Source organism: Actinoplanes sp. NPDC020271 (genome assembly GCF_044388125.1).
Classification (GTDB): domain Bacteria; phylum Actinomycetota; class Actinomycetes; order Mycobacteriales; family Micromonosporaceae; genus Actinoplanes.
Window position 1 is genome coordinate 23,920 of record NZ_JBIRWQ010000027.1, and the last position, 20,697, is coordinate 44,616.

The 20,697-nt window shown below is 63.3% G+C and carries 9 protein-coding genes; 3 read left to right on the plus strand and 6 right to left on the minus strand.

The window, feature by feature from the left end; translation table 11 throughout:
- Positions 1-41: 41 nt before the first annotated feature.
- Both ACH442_RS38765 and ACH442_RS38770 read left to right on the plus strand, forming a co-directional pair.
- The gene (locus tag ACH442_RS38765; RefSeq protein WP_396343099.1) at positions 42-2,696 is read left to right on the plus strand and encodes a BTAD domain-containing putative transcriptional regulator; all 2,655 of its coding nucleotides are present in this window, start codon (positions 42-44) and stop codon (positions 2,694-2,696) included.
- 269 nt (positions 2,697-2,965) lie between these two features.
- Positions 2,966-3,289, plus strand: coding sequence for a hypothetical protein (locus ACH442_RS38770; RefSeq protein WP_396343100.1), 324 nt, complete (start codon positions 2,966-2,968; stop codon positions 3,287-3,289).
- Between the two features lie 559 nt (positions 3,290-3,848).
- Here the strand turns inward: ACH442_RS38770 and ACH442_RS38775 are convergent.
- From ACH442_RS38775 to ACH442_RS38785, 3 genes are all read right to left on the minus strand, one after another.
- Entirely contained in the window at positions 3,849-4,475 is a 627-nt protein-coding gene (locus tag ACH442_RS38775; RefSeq protein ID WP_396343101.1) for a hypothetical protein, read from the minus strand.
- A gap of 20 nt (positions 4,476-4,495) precedes the next feature.
- Complete coding sequence (locus ACH442_RS38780) at positions 4,496-11,500, minus strand: polymorphic toxin-type HINT domain-containing protein (RefSeq protein ID WP_396343102.1); 7,005 nt, start codon at positions 11,498-11,500, stop codon at positions 4,496-4,498.
- A gap of 860 nt (positions 11,501-12,360) precedes the next feature.
- Complete coding sequence (locus ACH442_RS38785; protein ID WP_396343103.1) at positions 12,361-12,774, minus strand: hypothetical protein; 414 nt, start codon at positions 12,772-12,774, stop codon at positions 12,361-12,363.
- A gap of 1,022 nt (positions 12,775-13,796) precedes the next feature.
- On the opposite strand from ACH442_RS38785, the gene ACH442_RS38790 reads away from it, so the two are divergent.
- A complete protein-coding gene (locus ACH442_RS38790) occupies positions 13,797-18,059 on the plus strand; it encodes an FG-GAP-like repeat-containing protein (RefSeq protein WP_396343104.1) in 4,263 nt (1,420 codons plus the stop codon).
- A gap of 246 nt (positions 18,060-18,305) precedes the next feature.
- On the opposite strand, the gene ACH442_RS38795 is transcribed toward ACH442_RS38790, so the two are convergent.
- The 3 genes from ACH442_RS38795 to ACH442_RS38805 all read right to left on the minus strand — a co-directional run bounded on the left by ACH442_RS38795 (position 18,306) and on the right by ACH442_RS38805 (position 20,653).
- Positions 18,306-19,616, minus strand: a complete 1,311-nt coding sequence (locus ACH442_RS38795) for a hypothetical protein (protein ID WP_396343105.1) — start codon at positions 19,614-19,616, stop codon at positions 18,306-18,308.
- 201 nt (positions 19,617-19,817) lie between these two features.
- Positions 19,818-20,258, minus strand: a complete 441-nt coding sequence (locus ACH442_RS38800) for a hypothetical protein (protein ID WP_396343106.1) — start codon at positions 20,256-20,258, stop codon at positions 19,818-19,820.
- Entirely contained in the window at positions 20,255-20,653 is a 399-nt protein-coding gene (locus ACH442_RS38805) for a hypothetical protein (protein ID WP_396343107.1), read from the minus strand. The genes ACH442_RS38800 and ACH442_RS38805 overlap by 4 nt, the downstream gene beginning before the upstream one ends.
- Between the last annotated feature and the right edge of the window lie 44 nt (positions 20,654-20,697).

Sequence of the window (20,697 nt, forward strand, 5' to 3'; positions counted from 1 at the left end):
CCGGTAGAGATCGAGGCTCGGCGCAATCCTGAGGCAGGCATATGAGCGACGGCAATGAACTCGACGAGGTGCAACGCAAGGCCGCGGCCTTTGCCCGGCAGCCCTCCGTCTGGGCCGCAACGACACCTGCCCACCCCGAACCGCGGATGCGTTCCCGGCGAATCGTGGCTGCCGGGCGGGCGTCGACCGGAGTGCTCGCGCTATGTCTTATCCCGCCGGCGCTGCTCACCATGGTCTTCGGGGATCCCCGCCACGTCGTACCGTCAAAAGAAGTTCTGACCGGATTCTTCGGGAGCCAGCGGTCGCAGAACGCCACGCAGGTAGCTGTCGCGGCGGTCGCCGTCGGCCTCTGGCTGCTCTGGATCCTGACGATCATCCTGCTGGTCGGCAGCCTGCTCACCGTGATCCTGGGCTGGCGCCTCCCGCGATGGCGTCTACCCGCTCCACTGCACCGCCTGCTGTTCGGGCTCGCCGGCACCGCGGTCATCGCGTTCGTCACGACTCCACACGCTGGCGCGTCGACCGGGCAGCCATCAGCAGCGGGCCCTGCCACGCCGGGCGCCGACCAGCCGGGCGCGAGCGCGCTGCGACAGGGCGGGACCGTCACGGTGCTGGTCGGCGAGACCCAATTCGAGTACGAGGTGAAGCGCGGCGACACCCTGTCGAAGATCGCCCGCCGGTGGCTCGGGGACGCCGACCGGTGGCCTGAGATCTGCCGGCTGAACCGGCATCAGCACCAACCCGGAGGAGCTGAGCTCACTGACTGCGATCTGATCTATCCCGGCTGGAAGATGCGACTTCCGCACGACGCCCGGCCGCCCGCCGGCACCGCAACCAAGCCGCCGAAGGCATCCAGGCCGCCGAAGAAGAACCTGCCGTCACCGAGTACCCCGGAAAGCAACCGGCCGGGCTCGACCAATCCCCCCACCGAGACGCCAGGTCCTGAACCATCGGCCGCCAGCCCCGCGACCACTGAATCACCATCAGCAACGGTCACCGACGAGCACGGGGTTCGACTTTCCTCCGGGAACTGGCTGCCCTGGACACTCGTCACCGCGATCGCCGCCGCCGCGACGATGGTGTGGCGCCAGCGCCGTCGCCGCTACACCGGCGAACCCGACACCGCGACGCCGACGCAACTCCCGCCGACCGTGGCCGAGGTCGACCGCGTCGCCAACCGGCATCCCGAGATGACGACGAGTTCCGGCGACCAAGCACCTACTCCCTCGGGCCCTGCGGACCTTGTCCCTTGGCCGGCCGGTGGAGCTAGCCTTGTCGGCGACGGTGCGCCTGCTGCTGCCCGCGCGGCGCTCGTCGCGGTCCTGGCCTCCGGCGATCCGGACCACCCGGCCGCCCGCGGAGAAGTCATCACGGACGTCGCGACGCTGTCCACCCTGCTCGGGCCAGACGCTCCCGCGCCCTCGCCGTGGCCACGGATGCACGTCACGCAAAACCTCGACGACGCGCTCGCCATGATCGAGGCCCAGCTGCTGCACCGCAGCCGCATCCTCGACGAACACGACCTCACCAGCCTCGAACAACTTCGCCAAGCGGCCCCGGACGAAGAAGCCCTTCCCCCGGTCATTCTCATCGCCCAGACGCCGGCCACGGGCAGCCGCATGCGGACCAGAGCCGCCCTGACACTGGGCCAGGCACTCAACGTCTCCGCAGTGCTGCTCGGTAGCTGGGATCATGGTGTCACCGTCGAGGTCGCCGCAGACGGCAACTCTCAGGTCGTATCCGGAGGCGAGATCGACGCGCTGCCGCCCCGCCTGCCTGTTCTCGAGCCGGCCGCCGCGCTCGAAATCCTTGACGTGCTTCGCGAGGCACACACCGGCGAGCCACCAGCCGCCACGCAGACCACGTCCGCGACGACCCCGCCTTTGGACCCTCGTGCTGACGAGGCGGCACCTGAAGAAACGCCGGTCACGCCTACAGCTACTGCCGCATCAGGGCGAGCGCGCCTGCGAGTGCTCGGTCCACCGCGCATCGAAGGCATCACCGGGGAAGGACGACCGCTGCGAGCCAAAGCCCTGGAACTGGCAGTCCTGCTCGCCGTCCACCCCGCCGGCATGGCCACCCGCGACATCGGCGAATACCTGGAGCCCGACGCCCGCATCAGTCAGGCCGACCAGCGCGTCCACACCAACGCCTCGAACCTGCGCCACGTACTCGGCCGCGCCGGCGCCGCCGAACCGAAGAACTCCTACGTCATCAAAACCGCCGGACGCTACCGACTCGACCCCACAACCGTCGACGTCGACATCTGGACCCTGCGCGACCTCGTACGCAGCGCCCACATCGCCGCCGAACCCAACCGCCGCGAAATGCTCACCACAGCATGCGAGCTATACACCGCACCGCTGGCCGAAGGACGCGACTACGACTGGATCGGGCCACATCGCGAAGCAGTACGCCGATGGGGAACCGACGCCCACCTCATGCTCGCCGAGGACCTGATGGAGCACGATCCCCAAGCCGCATCCGACCTACTCGACAAAGCCATCGCCCTAGACATCTACAACGAGATGCTCTACACCAAAGCAATGCGAGCCCGGTATGCCCTCGGCGACGCCGACGGGATCCGTACGCTTCTTCGAGGACTGACCAAATCCCTGGCTGACCTCGATGCAGAACCCAGGGAAGAAACATTCACCTTATCCGAAAATCTCAGAGAAGACCTCGTGGATAGCTAATTGCCGGTCGGCACGCCCTTCCAACCGCCAGATTTAAAGCAGTCCATCCGCCACTCGAACGCTCACCCATCTAATCCGTAGTCAGATGACTAGTGGTTGTGAGTACACTCTAGTAGCTTCCGGGCTCAAAGCCGTTTCCGAGGACATATTAGCAGCTCAAGGCGACTCTACGTTTCCGCAGTTCGGGGCCGGGCCCATGATTGACTCGCCTCCCGCACTGATCGCTAGTGTCGCGTGTCTCATTTCGTTTGACGGTTAGCATCGTCCTCGTGAGTAGTGACGTGGCGTTTTGGAGGGTCGCTGAGGGCGATGCAGGTGACATCTTCGATGCACTGGCCGACGGGGTCACCGAACGGCTTGAGCCGCACTCTGACGTCTCGTGGTTTCGCGGAGAGTTGCTGTCACGGTGGCCGGACCTGGTGGACGTGCTTGAGCCGACCGAAGATGCTCTACTCGACGTGCCCGAAGACGGCGCGAAGTACGTTCTACTCACCTTGCCGGTGGGCATGCTCGACCGGCTTGACGGCATCTTCGATTTAGCTCAGCAATATGGGTTGAGCGGCTACAGCGGCGTTGCCAGCCAAGCCTTCTGATTAGTCGCGCACGGCCTTGGCGAGGATCTGATCGGCGGTTTTGGTCCAGCGGAACGGCTGGCAGCGCTGGTTTCAGCCGTCGATGAACGCGCGGATCGCGCCGATCAGATCCGGCACGCTGGTGAAGCTGCCTCGGTGATGGCCTGGCGGCCGATGATCCCGAAAAAGATCTGGACCATGTTCATCCAGGAAGCCTCCACCACGTCCGTGATGTGACTTCCGTGAAGACCTGCACCAAGCCCGGACCAGCAACGGACCCGCGGTCATCGCGACCCTGCGTAACACCGCGATCGGCTGGCATCGGATCACCGGCGCGACCAACATCGCCCGCGCCACCCGGCAGGCCAACCGCCGGTCACACGACCTGATCACCGCCGTGACCAGCAGTTACCCGAGAATGCAATGACCCTGGCTGTGCTGTCTTACCCTGCTGCCGATAAATCTTTCCGGTGAGACCGTATGGCCACCCTTAAACGTGGCAGCCACACGATCGTCTAGGTGTCTGGCGAAATGCAGGAACAATCTTCTAGATAATTCCTACCGGCACATCCTCTACCCGCTATCTTCCGCCTACGTTGAACGCTCGCGCGACCAATTTCGCCGCAAATTCTCTAAAAGTCTGCGAATAGACATCCTGCGCACCTCCCACGCGATCCAATTCCTGTCGGATCAGCAACTCAGCAGCGGATCGATCTCCGTTGATTGCAGCTATAAGGGGAAGGATAAAGAAACGCTGATTGTCAAGCAGGAGCCCCGAGCCGGCAACCCCAGCAGAGAAATCCTCCCAGATCGCCCATTTGTCAATGAAAGGCTGCCCATAGACCCCAACGGCAGACGCCAAGTCCTCAGCTGACGCAGTCAGATCGCCCTCCGCCAAGAAGTCCCACTGTACAAACGTGTTCTGCGGCATGAGGTAGCCCAGTGGTTTCGAGACGCATGCTACTGGAGCTTTCCAGCCCGCCAGCTCCACCAACGCCTTCTCAAGCTGAACATACCTAACGCCGACCACGGGGTTGACCTGCAACTTAGCCGGCAACCCCCATGTTGCAAGGTTGAGGCCAAGCCACCCTGAGACCTCCTTCTTGTCGCGAGGTTGCAAGAGAAGGCCTCGACGCTTCACCGTGTAACCGTACTGCCTCAAGGCAGATGCGCAGGCGTCCTGGCTGTCCCGCTCCAGGTTGCTCATTTCATCACCTCTTCCAGTCGTCAGCAATGAGGATAGCCGCCGAAGCCAGCAATGTTCACGCGTGTGGGGCCAAGGACCGTTCCGGCAAGACCTGCCTTCCGCGCGTTGCGCCCGTAGAACGTTCCTCCGTTCGTTTCTACCGAATTATATCCGCCCAGCTTTCCTTGATTTTCAGTATACCCGGCAGAAGGCCCATTCTTGGCGTCGTAAACTGAAATTACACCGTTCTTTTCGGCCACAACATCAAACCGCACCTTTACGCCGTTAGCAGCCTTGAAGCTGATCTCTGTGCCTCGAATGACGTACCCCCGGACGGTCAGGTCGTCGATCAGCATCTGCGTGCCAGCGGCCCCCTTTGACGGGCTAGAGGACCCGCCAGCATTGTGTACGAGAACCGGCGTCGTGCCGACAATTACATAGTACGTGTGAATGTCAGCAACCGTGAGATTAATCATGTGCCGACTACCTGAATAAATGACGCGGCTCGCGACCTCTGCACTGCCCTTATTGGTTGAGCGCAGGTACGTGCCAATGCTCAGGGAACCTGCGTTAACCCATTCGTGATCACTTTCGCTCCAGAATGGATGTTCGCTCGTTGTATGAATAGTTTCCAGGTGACCGGTGGCGTCAATTATGTTCAGGTCAACGAATTTTGAGTCAACGTTATCATGAACCTTTGTTACCGCTTTTTGAGACGTTTCTCCAGTTTCAGGATTAGTGGCAACAACTTTGTCACCGACGCGTACGGATCCGATTGGTTTCGCTGTCCCATCGGCCATCAGCACAGGGGTATCGGCGGTAAAGCTGTTACATGACGGCTGCTCCATCGGCGCTCTAGCCGGCGGGGCCTCCGCTTTTCCTCCGAAGAATGGCGAGTGACCTCCGAGTCCGGCTCCCGATTGTTCACCGGCACCAAGAAACATTCCATCGGCTGCGGCAGCCTGAATAAGGGAATCTAGCGAAGTTATTTTGTCAATGGCCTCGCCGCAGCCACCCTCGGAGTGACACACATCTTTGAGTAGCGCTGTGAAGTTGTATGCCATCAGATTCTCGGCATCGTCGTAACAGAATCCGCTGGGCATGCAGAATAGGTATCTGTATCCCTTCCAGAACTTGGCGATAATCCGGTCCTGCTTCTCCTTGCTCATCGAAGCGGGTAGAACAATCTTCTTGTAAAGGACCTGCTGGCCGTCACACGTGGCGTAACAGGAGTCAGATCGCTTCTCTGATGAGTGCCCGCGACCGCCAGTCACGCCTGATTTCGGGGTTCCGCTGCCGTTGATTTCGGTTCCGGTGGTGCTGTTTTCGGCGGCGTCAGCGCTGTTCTTTTCTTTAAGGCTGGCGCCGGTTGATCCGTAGTATTGGTCGTCGCCGCGCAGCCCAGTTGGGTCGCTCATGCTGGCCGGATTGTTGTTGGCGTATGCGTAGCCATTCCACTGCTGTGGATCGGACAGGTCCTGGACAGGGTCGACTGAGATGAATCGGCCTATCGCCGAGTCGTACTCGCGGGCACCGACGTGGATCAGGCCCGTTCCACTGTTGATTGTCTTGTTGAGGAAGCCACGATTGTCGGGGATGTTGATGGTGGCGCCGCGGTTGTCGCCATATGGGGTGTACATGCGCCAGGTTGGTGTCTGCGCAGTACTGTCCAGGTAGAGCGTTGGCGAGCCGTGTGCGTCGGCGATTGCGAAGGTGTAGGTGCCGTTGGTGCGGATTGCGCTGCCGCCGCCGGGTAGGGCGTAGTAGCGGGTTCCGGTGACTGCGTTCGTGCTGGTGTTCAGCGCGAACTGCTGGCTTCCCACGAAGAGGGTGGTTGTTCCGGGATCTTTCTGCAGCAGTAGCTCTCCGTCGGGGCCGTAGACGTTGCTGCTGCTGCCCTTATTGGTGACAGCGCCGGCCAGGTTGCTGTTGTCGTCCCAGCTCAAGGTCTGGTCACCGGTGCCAGGGTTGCGGGTAATGGTGTTGCCGGCCGCGTCGTAGGTGTAGCTCGTGGCGCCGGTGCTGGCTCCACTAGTCGTGGTCGTGGTGACCTGGTGCGGTTTAGCACCGTACGTGTAGTTGGTGGTGGTGTCCGTAGTGCTGGATATCGCATGCTGGACCTGACTAGTGCGGTTGCCGAGGTCGTCGAAGGTCCAGGTGGTCCAGTAGGCGCTGCCTGCGCCGATGGTGTTGCCGACTGTTGTGTGATCGGTGGTGGTCGGGGTGGCGGCGCAGCTGTCGGTGGCGGTCCAGGCTTGGGTCAGACGTCGGAGTTCGTCGTAGGCGAAGCACTGGGTTTCTCCGATGCTGCCTGAGGCTAGGCGGGTGCTGGTCTGCCGGGTGAGGTTTCCGGTCGGGTCGTAGGTGTAGTCCTGCTGGTCTACGTCGGCGGGGGTGCCGGGGGTTCGGGTCACCAGTTGTTTGGTCAGTTGGCCGGTGTGCTCGTCGTAGTAGCTGCTGACGTTGGCGAGGTTTGGTGCCGCGCCCAGGGTTTGGTAGTTGACTCGTCCGTACGCGTCCTCGGTTACGCCTTGGACGTAGCCGTTGACGCCGCTGAGGGTGTCCGGGTTGTCGAAGGCGTCGTAGTGGTGGACCAGTGTTTCGGCCGGTAGGTCGTGTTTAGCCGGGTAGACGTCCTTGAGCAGCAGGCCGTTGCTGGTGGTGTATTGGTGGCCGACGGTGTAGTCGCCGGCGAGGGTGCCTTCGCTTGCGGGAATGGTGATTGTTTCGGCGATTGAGGCGCCGAAGACGTTGAATCCGCGGGCTTGGAATTTGTAGGGCTGGCCGCCGTTGTAGGAGGTCGCTGAGGTCAGATGGCCCTTCGGGTAGGTCATGTTTGTGACGGCGTTGTCGCTGTTGTCGTACACCAGCTTGGTCAGCTGGTTGCTGGCGCTTTGTGCGCCGGTAGTTGCCGCATATGTACCGGTCGGCCGGTTCAGTGCGTCGTAGCTGGTAGACACGGTCTTGCCGCGTGCGTCGGTGGCCTGCAGCAGGTTGCCGTTGCTGTCGTAGGACATCGCGGTCGTGGTGCCGGCGTCCGGGTCAGTTTTGCTTGTTGTCTGGCCGAGCAGGTTGTAGGCAGTGGTCCAGGTGTTGTTCTTGGTGTCGGTGACGGTGGTCCGGTCGCCGCGGGCGTCGTAGCCGTAGGTCGTGGTGATCATTTCGGTGGCAGCCGGTTGAGCGATGCTGTAGCTGCCGGTGAAGGTATCGGCCGGGATGTTCACCGAGGGGCGGACCTTGTACTCGATCAGGGCGTTGGTTCGGCCGATCGGGTCGGTGGTCGCTGTTGTGACGGTGCTGCCGGTGGGCGGGACCACGGTGGTCCGGTCGCCTTGGTAGATGGTGGTGGTCCGGGAAACCTCGACGTTGTTTTTGGATTGGCGCACCACGACCGGCCGGCCGAGGCCGTCGTAGGTGGGGAACGTCTGGCTCGGTACGTTCAGTTTGAGGTCAGTGGCGCTGACGGGGGCGCCAACTGTCGGGCTGGTCTTGGAGTCCCACCAACCGTTGTAGGTGGCGCTGATCCACCCTCGGCTGTCGTAGAAGTTGTCGGTGATCATCCGGCCGCCTTGGGGGGTGACCGTCTGTGTCTGCCGGACGCGCTGCATTGCGTCGTAGAGCGTGACTGATTTGATGTAGCCGCCGGCGTCGTTCGCGCGCTCGGTGGTGGTCGCGGTGATGCCGGTGTTGGAGATGGTGTAGGTGAACTTGTAGTTGGCGGGACTGGTGACGGCGCGGTTGTTGAGCCAGACCCCGGTGGTACGGCCAAGCGCGTCGTATCGGTGGCTGTTCACGACGCCGTTGAGGTCGGAACCGCTCAGGACGAGCCCACGCATCGGGCTGAAGGAGGTGGAGCTGGTTTGCCCGAGCGGGTTGGTGACGGTGATGCCGGTAGTCAGCCCGGCCGTGTTTGCGGTGAAGTCGGTCTTGGTCAGATTGCCGTTGGCGTCGTAAGCCTGAAGTTCTCGACCGTAATCGTCGTAGGCCTTCTTGCTGATGGTCTGGTAGGTGTAGGTGCTATTGGCGTAGTCCTTGGCGGTTTGCGTCATCGTGACTTCGCCCTTGGTGGGCACGCTGGTCTGCGGGAATGTGGTGTTCCAGGTTTTGTCGTCGTAGAACGTTCGCGTCTGTGACAGCACCTGCGCTGGCCGGGTCACTGTCGTCGGTGCGGTCAGCGAGTTCGGGCTCACCGGTACCGAGGCAGGGTTGCCCTGGGTGAATCCGCCGCAGGCCACGGCGACTGTTTCGGTCTGTGACACCAGGCCCACCAGCGCGCTGGCAGTTCCGGTCGGCGCGAAGGTGTTGGTGGCGCACCGGTCGAATTTGGGGTCGGCCGGAACCGTGTGGCTGTAGCCGGTTTTCATGACACCGAAGGTGGGCGAGCTGATGTTGGCGTCGTAGGTGTAGTCAGCCTCCTGATATCGCCAGGTCGTTCCACCGCTTCCGGTCACTCGTTGGCGTGTCAGTTTGAGGACGGGTTCTATCCAGTTGGCTGTCAGCGCGGGAAGGCCTGTGCGGGTACGTGTCGCGGTGGCTGCGGACACCCAATAGGCGCTGATCGTCGAATTGTCGACGGCGCCTGACTCACCCTGGTATGTGGTGGTTTCCAGCACGGAACCGGCAAGTTCGTTCAGGTCCTCGTGTGTACCGCCCTGCGAGTCCGTCACGTTCACCGTGGTGGTGTTGTTGTTCTTCGACATGCCGCGGTAGAAGGTGTTTTCTGACATGGTTCGCCGGTCGCTGACACCGTCACCGGTATAGGTGCGGACCTTGGCGTAGCCGCGGAACTGCCCGTAGGTGCGGTACTTCGGCTTGACCAGTTCGTCGTTGTCGAAGTGCCATGCCGCGCCGCCCATGTAGTCGTAGCTGGTCGATGTAGCAACAGCTCCGCCGGTCGGGTCAGTGGCGGTCACGCGGGTGACGGCGTACTTGTTGAACCAATCCAGGATCGGATCGGTCAGCCCCGCCGGCGTCCAGCGCACCGGGTAGCAGGAGTTCGTGTTCGTCGCCGGGTCGAGGCCGCTGGTCGCCGGGCATGCCTTGGGCAAGTCATAGTTGGCGGTGATAACCGAGCCGGTCTCGGTAGTGATCGACTGCAGCCGCTGCCGGTAGTAGGCCGGGAACCCGTCGCTCACTGCGACCCGGTTGGGCAGCTTGACGCTGGCGAACGACACCGGTGGCAGCGTGACCGCCGAGCTCCCGCCTGATGTGGTGTCCGAGCCCGTCCGGACGATCGAGGACAGCCACAGGGTCGGTGAAGTGCCGTCCCCCGTGGCTGGCATCGCCTGGGCGAAGGCGTAAGTGTCAACCGCTTGGTAGGCGCTCGAGGTGTACTGCTTGGTGGTGATGGCGGTTAGCCGGACGGTCGAGAAGAATGACGGTCCCCATGACTTACAGGTGGCACCAGAAACGCAGATCAGGTCGTAGGGAACGTCGGGCCAGTTCGCTTTGTTGGTCGTGTTGAGCGGCTGGCAGGTGCCGGACACGCAGCGGTCACCGGTGGTGAATTCAACCTTGTTCGGAACCGTGCCGTAGGCGCCGCCGGCGCGGAAGCCGTAGTCGATGTGGTCCAGGTAGCTGTCGCGGACATAGGTGTCCATGGTCTTGCCCTGGTTACGGCCGTAGTAGTTCGTGGACTGCTTGTAGTAGTACGACATGGCGTTGCCGTGCACGTCCGTGACGTAGTCGAGGTTCCACCGGCGTGCCATCGTGCACGAGGACGAGTCGAAGCCGGACGTGCTGTAGCACGGATCGCCTGCGTGCGAGCCGTACACCGGTACGGTGTCGACGGAGTTCGTCGTTGCTTTGCCCGTGGCCCAGCCAGGGAGTTTGTTCAGCCCAAACTGGTAGACGATGCCGTCGCGGGTTGTCACCTGCCAGGTGCCCGCGTCGTATCGCAGCGATTTGTCGTAGACGTGCTGGATGATCTCGCCGCTGTCGGATTGCGCTCGGAACACGTCCGTGGCCTTGTTGTTGACAACCGTGCTTTTGGCCTTGTCGTAGACCAGGGCGTTGGAGGCACCATTCATTGACATCGTCAGGATGAGGCCGTCGTAGCACAGGTCGTCGGTTTTCGACGGTGAAGCGGTGCCTTCGGGATCGTCCTTGCAGGAGATGAAGGACTGTTCGATGTACGAGCGTGGAATGCTCCAGCCATCACCGATCCAGGAGGCCTGTGCCTGAGTCGATGCGGTCTGCCCGTCCACTGCGCTCGAGTCGTAGGACAACCCGACGGTAGGGATAAGCGAACTCGGGGACGGGGGCATGGCGATCGGGTAGTTGTAACCAAACGAGCCGGCGCTGCCACCGCCCGCCCAGGAACCGGACGCGTTCAGGTCGCTAGCACTGTAGGTGCCGGCCTTGCCACCGTTGCTGTCGGTTCCGGCGGTCGCGGCCAATACCACCGCGGAAGTACTGACCGCAGCCGACCGAGAAACGGCCGAGGACGAGCTGGATGCCGCGCTCGGCAGGGTTACGTCGGCGGAGACCGCTTGAGACTTGGCGTCGTTGGCCGAGTTCAGGGGGGTGCGAGTGCGGCACTCGGCCTTAGCCGGTGTGGTCAGTACGCACTCAGGCATTTGTACGAGCTGTAGCCGCGAGCCGTAGTTGCCGCCGTAGGCCTCGGCGAACGTACCGTAGTCCACGCCTACCTTGATCCGGCCTGCGTTGCCGCTCTTCGGAGTTAGCTTGACCAGTACGCCCGACACGCCAGCACGTTCAGCCGCAGCTTGATCCAATACCTGCACATCCGCCTGCGCTGTACCGGCGTAGCTTTTGGCCGCCGGGCGTGCCCATACGGGTGTGCCCGCCACGCGCCCATATTTCGAACCCGCCAGGGTCAGCGCACCAGTGGCGGCTGTGGGCAGCTGAGTCGCTGTCGGCCGGTAGCTGCTCTTGGCGTCGTCGTGTGGTTTGGCAAACCGGAACGTGGTCGGTTTGACGCCCGATACCGACCGGCCCGGTGATGGCTTCGGCCTGGCCTGAGCTGGCGCGGCCAATGTCGGGACCGCGACGGCGGTACTGACGCCGCAGACCACCGCGGTCACGAACGCCAGGGCACGGCGAGATAACCCCATGGCGGATAAACCCCCGTTGAAGTGCAGAAACAGGTCGCGGTCGGCAAGATCGCCAAACCCTGGGGCGGGAGTCTGCCACGACCGGCGGCAAATTCACAGAGTCTTCACAACAATCCGGCCACGTGCCAGCGCGGCGAGTTGCGCAGCTGAGACGATCATCACGCCTCCCCACGGGCGTGGCATGGACGACCGCCTGGCGATCGGCGCCTGCTTCGAGCGCGGCAACAGCATCCATAGCCAGAACCGCCGCGCGCACCGAGGTCGGAGTTGGGCGGTTGGCGGGCTTATCGGGATTGTCGACTACTTCCGGAAATGGGGCACCGGAAACGGCACCCTGGTCACCTTCGGCTGTCCTCAGAGGCCCTAGACATCGCAGGAGGTGCCACAGCTCAACAAGGGATTCGTCAGCCGGTCAGCATCAAACCCCAATGCCATGATGCGCGCGTACATGACTCCGGCGGGCTGGTCGCACACGCGTTCGGACCTCACCTGCAATGGCCGTCGTAAGCGGCACCGACGGGCCATGCGTACAGGAACGATCCGATATCAGATTCACTTATCCTGCGCCCTGTGGCGCCCTATGGCAGCCTCACCGAGAGGCTCTACCCCCGGACGTGTCGTGCTTTCGTCGACGAAGCAAACCGCGGAACGTCTGCCAGGACCGTGTTCGACTGGGGCCGCGAGGCGTCGGCGGTCGATGCCGGGGGCCTCCCACCGAAATGACGTGGGCGTCCGATCAACCCGCGTTTAACACCAGTCATCTAGGTCGAGGCGGCGAAGTCCGTCTCCGGATTCACCTTGCAGGCAGTCTGCCCCTTGCAGATCATCCGCTAGGGCAATAGCGCTTCACACAAGACGCCCGCGGCGTTTGTGGATTCGGCTATCTTCTTGTCATCGACGAAGATCCTGCAGGTGGCATCACCAGAGCCGGCCAGATCAACAGCCAAGGACAGCCTTTTACCCCGGTTCTTGAAGGTGACCGTGGTTGACCACGGGATGCTGACCGTCTCACCGAGTGAGGTAGGCGCCTTGGCTAGACCTTCGCCAGAGTCAACCGCCCAGGTAATCATCGTGGCCATATTGTTTTTTGACTCTACCTCGTAACGCACTTCCTGATCGCCGTTAAATCGCCAAATGGCGAACCCCGCAGTAACGAGCGCAACAACGAAAGCTACAGAAAAAGCGATGAGGTAAATCCGCAAGCGAGACGGCGGAATCGATGGATTAATCGCAGACGAACTCACGGCTTTCTCCCTACAATAATTGACGAAGCCGACGGGTTGATAAAATTCGTAGTTAAGGGAAGCAGGCAGCGTGGGCCCGCGACTTCGAAGGGCGGATTCTTCGATGGCGCCATCCGGGCGGGCTCGGTATGCGTTTCTACCAATGGTAGAACATAGGGCAGAGAAGAATCCTGCAACCAGTCAACACCGGACACCACCAGTTGGAAGCGAAGTCTTGCAGCAGAGCGCGTATAGCTGCGCCGTAAAGCACGCACTACTCAAGCCTGGTAAGCGCATCCCACCTCAAATTTCCTTCAGGTACGGTCACGATTACTCCTGTCGCCCGAACGGCCGACAACCGTTCTGGTCGGCTCGGCTTCGAAAACTATCCAGCTCAAGCGACGGCGCCGGCCACCGCTTGAGCCGGTACGCAAGTGTCGGAATCACGGTTGTTGACGCCGACGACGCGGACCATCGCGGTCACGTGCGCCAGAGCACGACGAGATAACCCATGGCGGATGTGCCCCCATTGAAGCGCAAACCAAGTCACGGCTCAGCCGGACCACCGAACCCGGTGCGGGAGTCTGCCACGAGCCCGGCGAAATTCACAGAGTCTTCACAACAATCCGGTAACCAGCAAGCGCGGCAAGTTGCTAACTGAGACACCAGTCACCATCCGGATGATGCGTTCGGGATGTTGCCAGGCATAGAGTGCCCCGCCGTAAGGACCACTCCACGAACCTGGAGAAAACGTGCTCAGAGCGGGGAAATCAGTCAGCGCGAGCAGGCGCGCGCTGTCGTTAGCAGCAGCCGTCGGCGTGCTGACAACCTTGGTCGCGGGGCCGGCCTTGGCGGCGCCGGAACCAGCGGATCCGTCCTCGGCAACAGCGTGGCCACCACTGCCAGCAGACTCTCAGCAACCGGCAGCTACGGGCATAAGCGTCGATGACGCCATCGCACAGGCGCGGCAGACCGGCAAGCCGGTCGATGCGACAAGCGCCACTACCGAAACCTCAACCCTGACGGCGAACCCGAACGGAACGGTGACGCTGAACCAGTCCGCACTTCCCGTCCGCACCAAGGTCGGCGACACCTGGCAGGACCTGGACGCCACGCTCGTACGCAACGTGGACGGGACGTGGTCACCGAAGGTCGCGCAGACCTCGCTGCGGATCTCCGGCGGTGGCAACTCCCCCATGGCCGTGCTAGGCGACAGCAAACTCGGCACCACCATCGGGGCACCGATGACCCTGCCCGAACCGATCGTAGCCGGACCGACCGCCACTTACGCCAATGTGCTGCCCGGCGTCGACCTCCAGGTCACCGCCCGCACAGTCGGCGGTTTCTCCGAAGTGTTCGTCGTGCACGACGCGACCGCAGCGACCAATCCCGCCCTGTCGAAGCTGGCACTGCCGATGGCCCCCACCGGCATGACCATAGCCACCGACAAGGCCGGCAACGTGACCGGCAAGGACCGGCTCGGCCGCACCATCTTGTCCGCGCCGGCACCAACCATGTGGGATTCCACCGAACCGGCCAAGCCCGGCCGCGCCTCTCTCGACGGGATTGACCGCGACCCCGCCGGCCAGCCGATCCGGTCCACGCTGCGCGGCCCAGGCGCCGGCGCCAAGGTCGCCAAGCTCGGCGCAGCCATCCGATCCGGCCGACTCGAGTTGACCCCAGACCAGAGCCTTCTCTCCGGTGCAGCGACCAAGTACCCGGTGTTCATCGACCCGACAGCTACCTGGACGCCGGTCGCGGGCGGGTTCAGCGGATGGGCAACGATCAGCAAGAACTTCGCCGGCACCAACTACTGGAAGAACACTCCGGATCCTGACGGGCACATGCAGGTCGGCTACTCCGGCGAGATCACCGCCCGGACACTGATGAACTTCTCGGTGCCGACCTCGGTGCTGTCCGGCGCGACGATCAACAGTGCCCTGCTGAAGGTCACCCAGATCTACGCGTACTCCTGCACCGCGAGCAAGGTCAACCTGTTCGCGCCGGCTAACAACACCCTCACCTCATCGAACGCGACGTGGAACGCCTGGTCTGGCGTGAGCCTGGGCACCGCCGTCGACTCTGCAACTACCAACTACGGCTACAACTCCAGCTGCCCGGCCACCGCCATCCCGTTCGACGTCAAAAGCACGATCACCGCTGATGTGAAGGCCGGCAAGAAACTCCAGACGTTCGCGCTGGTCGCCAGCAGCGAAACCGACACCGGAGGCTGGAAGAAGTTCCTCGAGACCAGCCCCACCCTGGCCATCACATACAACCACAAGCCGAACACTCCGAGCGGCCTCAAGACGTCGCAGTCCAACGACTGTGCCTCCGCGGCGCTGGTCAGCCAGGGCTCGATCTCGCTGTACGCAACTGTCGCGGACCCCGACGGCGGAACGGTCGGCGCCAGCTTCAAGGTGTGGAAAGACGGCACCAACACGATGCTCGTCGACCCCGCCAAGACCTCGCCGCTGGACGTTACCTCCGGCAGCACCACCGTCGTCAGGCTCAACGCCGACGACCTCACCAACAACACCCCTGCAGGTGGAACCCAAAAATTCAACTGGGCGGTCCAGGCCTCTGACGGGTTGTCCACCAGCGATTGGGCCACCTGCAGCTTCGTCTACGACACCACACGAGCCGGACACCCCGACATCGAGCAGGTCGCAGCCGGTACTGCTCAGATCGGGCAGTCAATCTCGATTGCAGTGACCCCGCCCAAGGACGGCGCCTCCGCACCGACGGAATACCTGTACCAGCTCAACGCCGGCCCCTACGGCACGATTGACGCGACCACCGCTACCCAGATCGTGGTCACGCCGACCCGTTTCACCAACACGCTGACCGTCACCAGCCGCGGTGCCAGCGGCAACATCGGCTCCTCCTCGTCCATGACGTTCAACGCCAAACCGGCTAACACCGCCATCGACGGCGACCTCAACGGCGACAACCTCACCGACCTGGTCACCGTCGGCGGAAAGAACAGTGTCGCCGCCGGCGTGTGGCTTGCCCAAGGCAAGGGCGACGGCCGGATCTCCGTCACCGCCACCAACGTCGGCGCTCACGGCAACGGCGTCACCAGCCCCGGCCAGAGCGGCAGCCCCACCAGCTTCAACGGCGCCCAAGCCATCACCGGGCACTTCGCCGGAACCGGCCTGCAGGACGTCCTGGTGTACTACCCCGGAGACTCCACCCCCGGTGAGATCACCGGCGGAGCGGTCATCCTGAACGGCAGCGGCGACGGATCGGCATTCCAGACCCAGCGCGACGGCACGTTCACCAACATCGCCAGCGGCAGCTTCACCACCACCGACTGGAACGACTTCCAAGACATCAAAAACCCGAAACAGGTCGTCAACGCGGGCCTGTTCAGCGGCAGCTATCCCAGCTTGCTCGGCATCGCCTCGAAACCTGATGCGACCAGCTTCCTCACCTACTACCCGACCACTGCGGTCGGCGGCTACGGCGAAGTGAACATGCTGTCGAACAAGACCCCTGCCGACGGCACGGACTGGTCGACCTGGACCCTCGCCAGCGCACAAACCGCCACCGGCACCGCCCTGTTCCTCTGGCAGGCCAGCACCGGCAAGCTCTACCTCTGGAACAACATCAAGTACAACAAGGAAACCGGCGCCCTCGACTCCTTCACCTCCTACCAGCTGTCCACGACGTTCAACACCGGCGCGAACATCTCCCTGTCCGCCGCAGACATCAACGGTGACACCATCCCTGACCTGTGGACCGTCGGTGACGGCGCCGCAGCCACGGCCTGGCTCGTCACGAACCTGACCGACACCGCCGGCACCATCACGGCCAAACCCAACCAAAAAGTCCTCACCGGCACCCACGCCTGGATGCTCAACGACTACGTCGCGCCCGGCGCCGGCAGCGGCGACACCACCACCAAGGTCGTCTGGAACGTCGACGCCGACCGCCCCGCCAAGGACAGCATCACCAACGCCACCGGCCTGCAGGCCGTCGCCACCCAGAAGGCGACCTGGAACAACGGTGACCTGTTCGAACCCGACGTCGCCTTCGACGGCGGCAGCCTCGCCACCACCTCATCGGCGATCAACACCAACGGCGACTTCACCGTCGATGTCTGGGCCAAACCCACCGCCCTCGGCGGTGTCGTGCTCTCCCAGGACGGCACGAACACCACGGCATTCAAGCTCTGGTCCGACACCGCCACCGCCAGCTGGCGATTCGGACTCACCAGTAAGGACGACACCACCGCGACCTGGGCCGTCGCGACCGCACCCAACAACAGCGTCAAGCTCGGCGTCTGGACCCACCTGACCGCCACCTTCACCAAAGGCACTGGTGTTCTCGACCTGCACGTCAACGGCAAGGATGTAGCCACCGCCAACCAGCCCTACCCGTGGGCCTCCACCAAGGCCTTCCGCATCGGCGCGACCCGCGAAGGCACCAGCCCGTCCGGATTCTTCACGGGCCAGATCGCCGAGGTGATCACCTTCAACCAGGTCGTCGTCCCCGACGAAGGAAACCCCGCGATCCGCGACTTCAGCGGTGACAACCGGACCGACGTATTCACCAGGGCCTCCGACGGCGGCCTGCGCCTGTACCGGGGCAACGGCGGCGGCGGATTCACCTCCGGCTACAGCGCCATCGGCAGCGGCTGGAACAACTACACCATCGTGGTCACCGGCGACTTCAACCGTGACGGCAACGTCGACCTCCTCGGCCGTAACACCGCCGGCGAGCTGTACCTGTACCGCGGCAACGGCACCAATGCCTGGCAGAACGGCGGCAGCCCGGACAAGATGGGCGTGGGCTTCAACAGCTACAACATGATCGTCGCCGGCGACTTCAACCGCGACGGCAACACCGACATCGTCGCCCGAAACAGCGCCGGGGAGCTCTACCTGTACCGCGGCAACGGCAACAAGTACTGGCAGAACGGCGGCAGCCCCGACAAGATCGCCACCGGCTTCAACACCTACAACCACCTGTTCACCGGCGACTTCAATCACGACGGCAACACCGACATCGTCGGCCGCAACGCCGCCGGCGAGCTGTACCTCTACCGCAGCACCGGCAACAAGACGTGGCAAAACGGCACGAATCCGGACAAGGTCGGGACCAGCGGATTCAATAACTACACCGCTATCTTCTCGCCCCAGGATTTCGACGGCGACGGCCTCGACGACATGATCGTCCGCAAGGGTGACACCGGCGAGCTGTACCTGTTCCGCGGTAACGGCGCCAACGGCTGGCTTAACCCCAGCCGGCCGAACTACATCGGAACGAGCATCTTCAACAGCTACACGATGATTTTCTGACCGTCCCGCTCACCTCGTACCACCTCGGCGCCTGCTGGAACCAAATCCAGCAGGCGCCGAGCTTCATCACACAGTCCAAGCACCATTCCCGGAACATCGCTGAAGCCGGCTAAGCTGGATGCGCTGGCAAGATCCCTTGTCAAGCGGCACCGACCATCGCATCCACGCCGGGCGAGGCACCGCGATCGGTGACTACATCCCCTTGTGCAGCCAGTACGCCCGACCCAAACCCGACCGGATTGCTGTTTAGACAAGGCTGACGTGAACGTGGTTGGTGTGCCAGCCGTATGGGTCATTGCCTCCGTACGGGTTGTTGTAGGCATACCATCCCTGTTCTGGCGTCCAGATCATCCGGAACCAGATGACGTACTTGATGCCGAGCTGGTTTGCATTGGCCACGACCCATGTCGCCATCGCGTCTCCTCGTGCCTTTTGAGCTCCACTGGCTTCTTCTCCGGCGGTCATCATGAAGTCGCAGGCGCGTCCTTGCGGATGCTCGCCATGGTCGTCAATCCGGAAGCAGTCGGGGTCCGGCCAACCGGCGGCGGTGGCTTGTTGGACGAGGTGGAGGGTGCGCGGGGTGATGCAGCCAGTGCCGGTCGTCGGGTCGGGGACGATGGAGCAGGTCTCTTCGGGCCAGGAGCCGTCCGGGTTACGAGGTGCGGGATCGGCGTTGCCGAACGACATGCCTGTGCAGTCGAGCAGCACTTGGCCAGCTCCGTATCGGTCGACCAAGGCGATGGCATCGTTGGTCCACTTCGCGTATGCGTCCGGGTACGCGGACACCTGGACGGCCTGAGCCGCTTCGGTGAGCGGCATCGTCTGCCAACCGGAGATGGCCTTGAGCTTGTCGTAAAACTTGCCGGCCTGGTAAGCCGGTTGAGCTAGCTGTTCGGGCGTTCCCCACCCTTGGCTCGGGCGCTGCTGGAAGATCCCGATGGAGTCGTGGTCATTGGCCTCACCGAGATAGGGCAGGTTCCGTAGGCCGGACTCCTGCATGCCGACCGCGAGCGCGATGGCCTGCCCCCAGCTGCCGACGCCTTTGGCGGCCCCGACTTGGATGATGGTCATGGCGATGTTGAGCTGCTCGGCGTCCCACTGCGCGGTGCTCGCCGGCTGGCTGGCGATATCGGCGCTCGGCGCGGTGGTTGAAGTGCAGGCGCCGGTGGCGCCACTCATTACGGCGGACATCAGCAGAGCGGGTAGGCCGAGGCAGGCGATGATGACGAGGGTGACGGTGCCGAGGACGGCTTTGAACATGGAGTGTTTGGCCTTTCGCCGCAAAACACAAAAGGGCCGGACTTCGCGCGTGTGCGCGGCCGGCCGGGCAACGGTGCGGTCGTTCAGAGGTCGTGAGTGAGGTAGCGCAGCCTCGCGTGTGTTTCGCGGAGCAGGCTGGGTGATCAGTTCGCCGGCGTCACGGAGCCGATGTTTGGCGTCGACCGGGGCGGCGTTGTGCCAGTCCCAGTGGAGGGACTTAAGGCCGGACTCGTACCAGAGCACGTCGTCGTGGTCGAGGAAAAGCGCGCCGTTGATTTGCGGGTTGAAGAGGGTCACGGGTTGGCTCGCGCAGTTGGTCAGGCGGTGGCAGTCGGGATTGTCGTCAACCGTTCGCCGCTGGCCGTGGTGGATGCGGCGGCCGCAGTTGCAGCATCGGTCGTAGGCGAGGCTCGGATGTGGTTCATCGCTGTCTCGCTTGGGGGTGAAACGCAAAAAGGGCCGTGGGCCGCCCTTTCCAGGACGGCCCACAGATGAATGTCAGGGGTAGCGCCTGATGATGCTCGTGTGGCCGGGGCCGAGGAGTTTGCCGTGCTGGATGAGGAGGGTTTCCTCGGAGGTGAGCAGATGGGCCGGTAGCTGCGGGACTCCTGTGCGCCAGGCGTGGTAGAGGCGGTGTACGCCGTCGATCAGCATGGCGGCGGGTTGCTGGTCGCCGATGTGGACCATGCCGAGCAGCACCAGGTTGGTCAGGTCGGTGCTCATCGCGTAGAGCCGGTCGAGGCCGTCTGGTGTGGGTCCGATGAGGCTGGCCGTGGTGGGCTTCTCATCGTCGAGGTGGGTGAGGCCGTACGCGGTGGCCCATGCCGTGACGTCCAGGTCGTGGGTGTCGCGGGGAGCAGCGGCGACCAGTGCTGTCGCGGCGCTGATGTCGAATACCCACGGCCCGAAGTGGAACCACTGCTCAAGCTGGCCGGTCATCGCTCACCGCGCCGGGAGATGAGGTTGGTGTAGATCCGGACGCACCGCAGGATCAGTTCGTGTGACGGCAGCGTGAGAAGGCGTTGGCGTTTGTCCCCGTGAAGCTGGCCCCAGATGAGGACGGTGACGGTGGCCGACCAGACGTCGACGAGGACGCCGTCGATCTTCTTGTAGTGGTTGTCGGCGACGATGCGCCGGAAGGTGTCGATGAGGATCGCATCGTCGATCGGGTGGTTCGCGTCGTCGGCCCGAACCGCCTCATCGTACGGGGTGAGGCAATCCTCGCAGGTGTGGGCGCGGGGCGGGTCTTCGGTCTCCCATCGCCGCACTTCGGCGGCGGGGATGCCGCAGACCGATTGGCGAGGGTCGCGGGGATGCAGCAGGTGAGGGGTCACCGGCTCGGCTCCTTTCGGGGCTATGAGCCGGGGCCCGCTGACCC

Excerpts from the sequence above, each read along its gene's own strand:
- ACH442_RS38765 (WP_396343099.1), top strand. The coding sequence starts at position 42 with ATGAGCGACGGCAATGAACTCGACGAGGTGCAACGCAAGGCCGCGGCC.
- ACH442_RS38775 (WP_396343101.1), bottom strand. The coding sequence starts at position 4,475 with ATGAGCAACCTGGAGCGGGACAGCCAGGACGCCTGCGCATCTGCCTTG.
- ACH442_RS38800 (WP_396343106.1), bottom strand. The coding sequence starts at position 20,258 with ATGACCGGCCAGCTTGAGCAGTGGTTCCACTTCGGGCCGTGGGTATTC.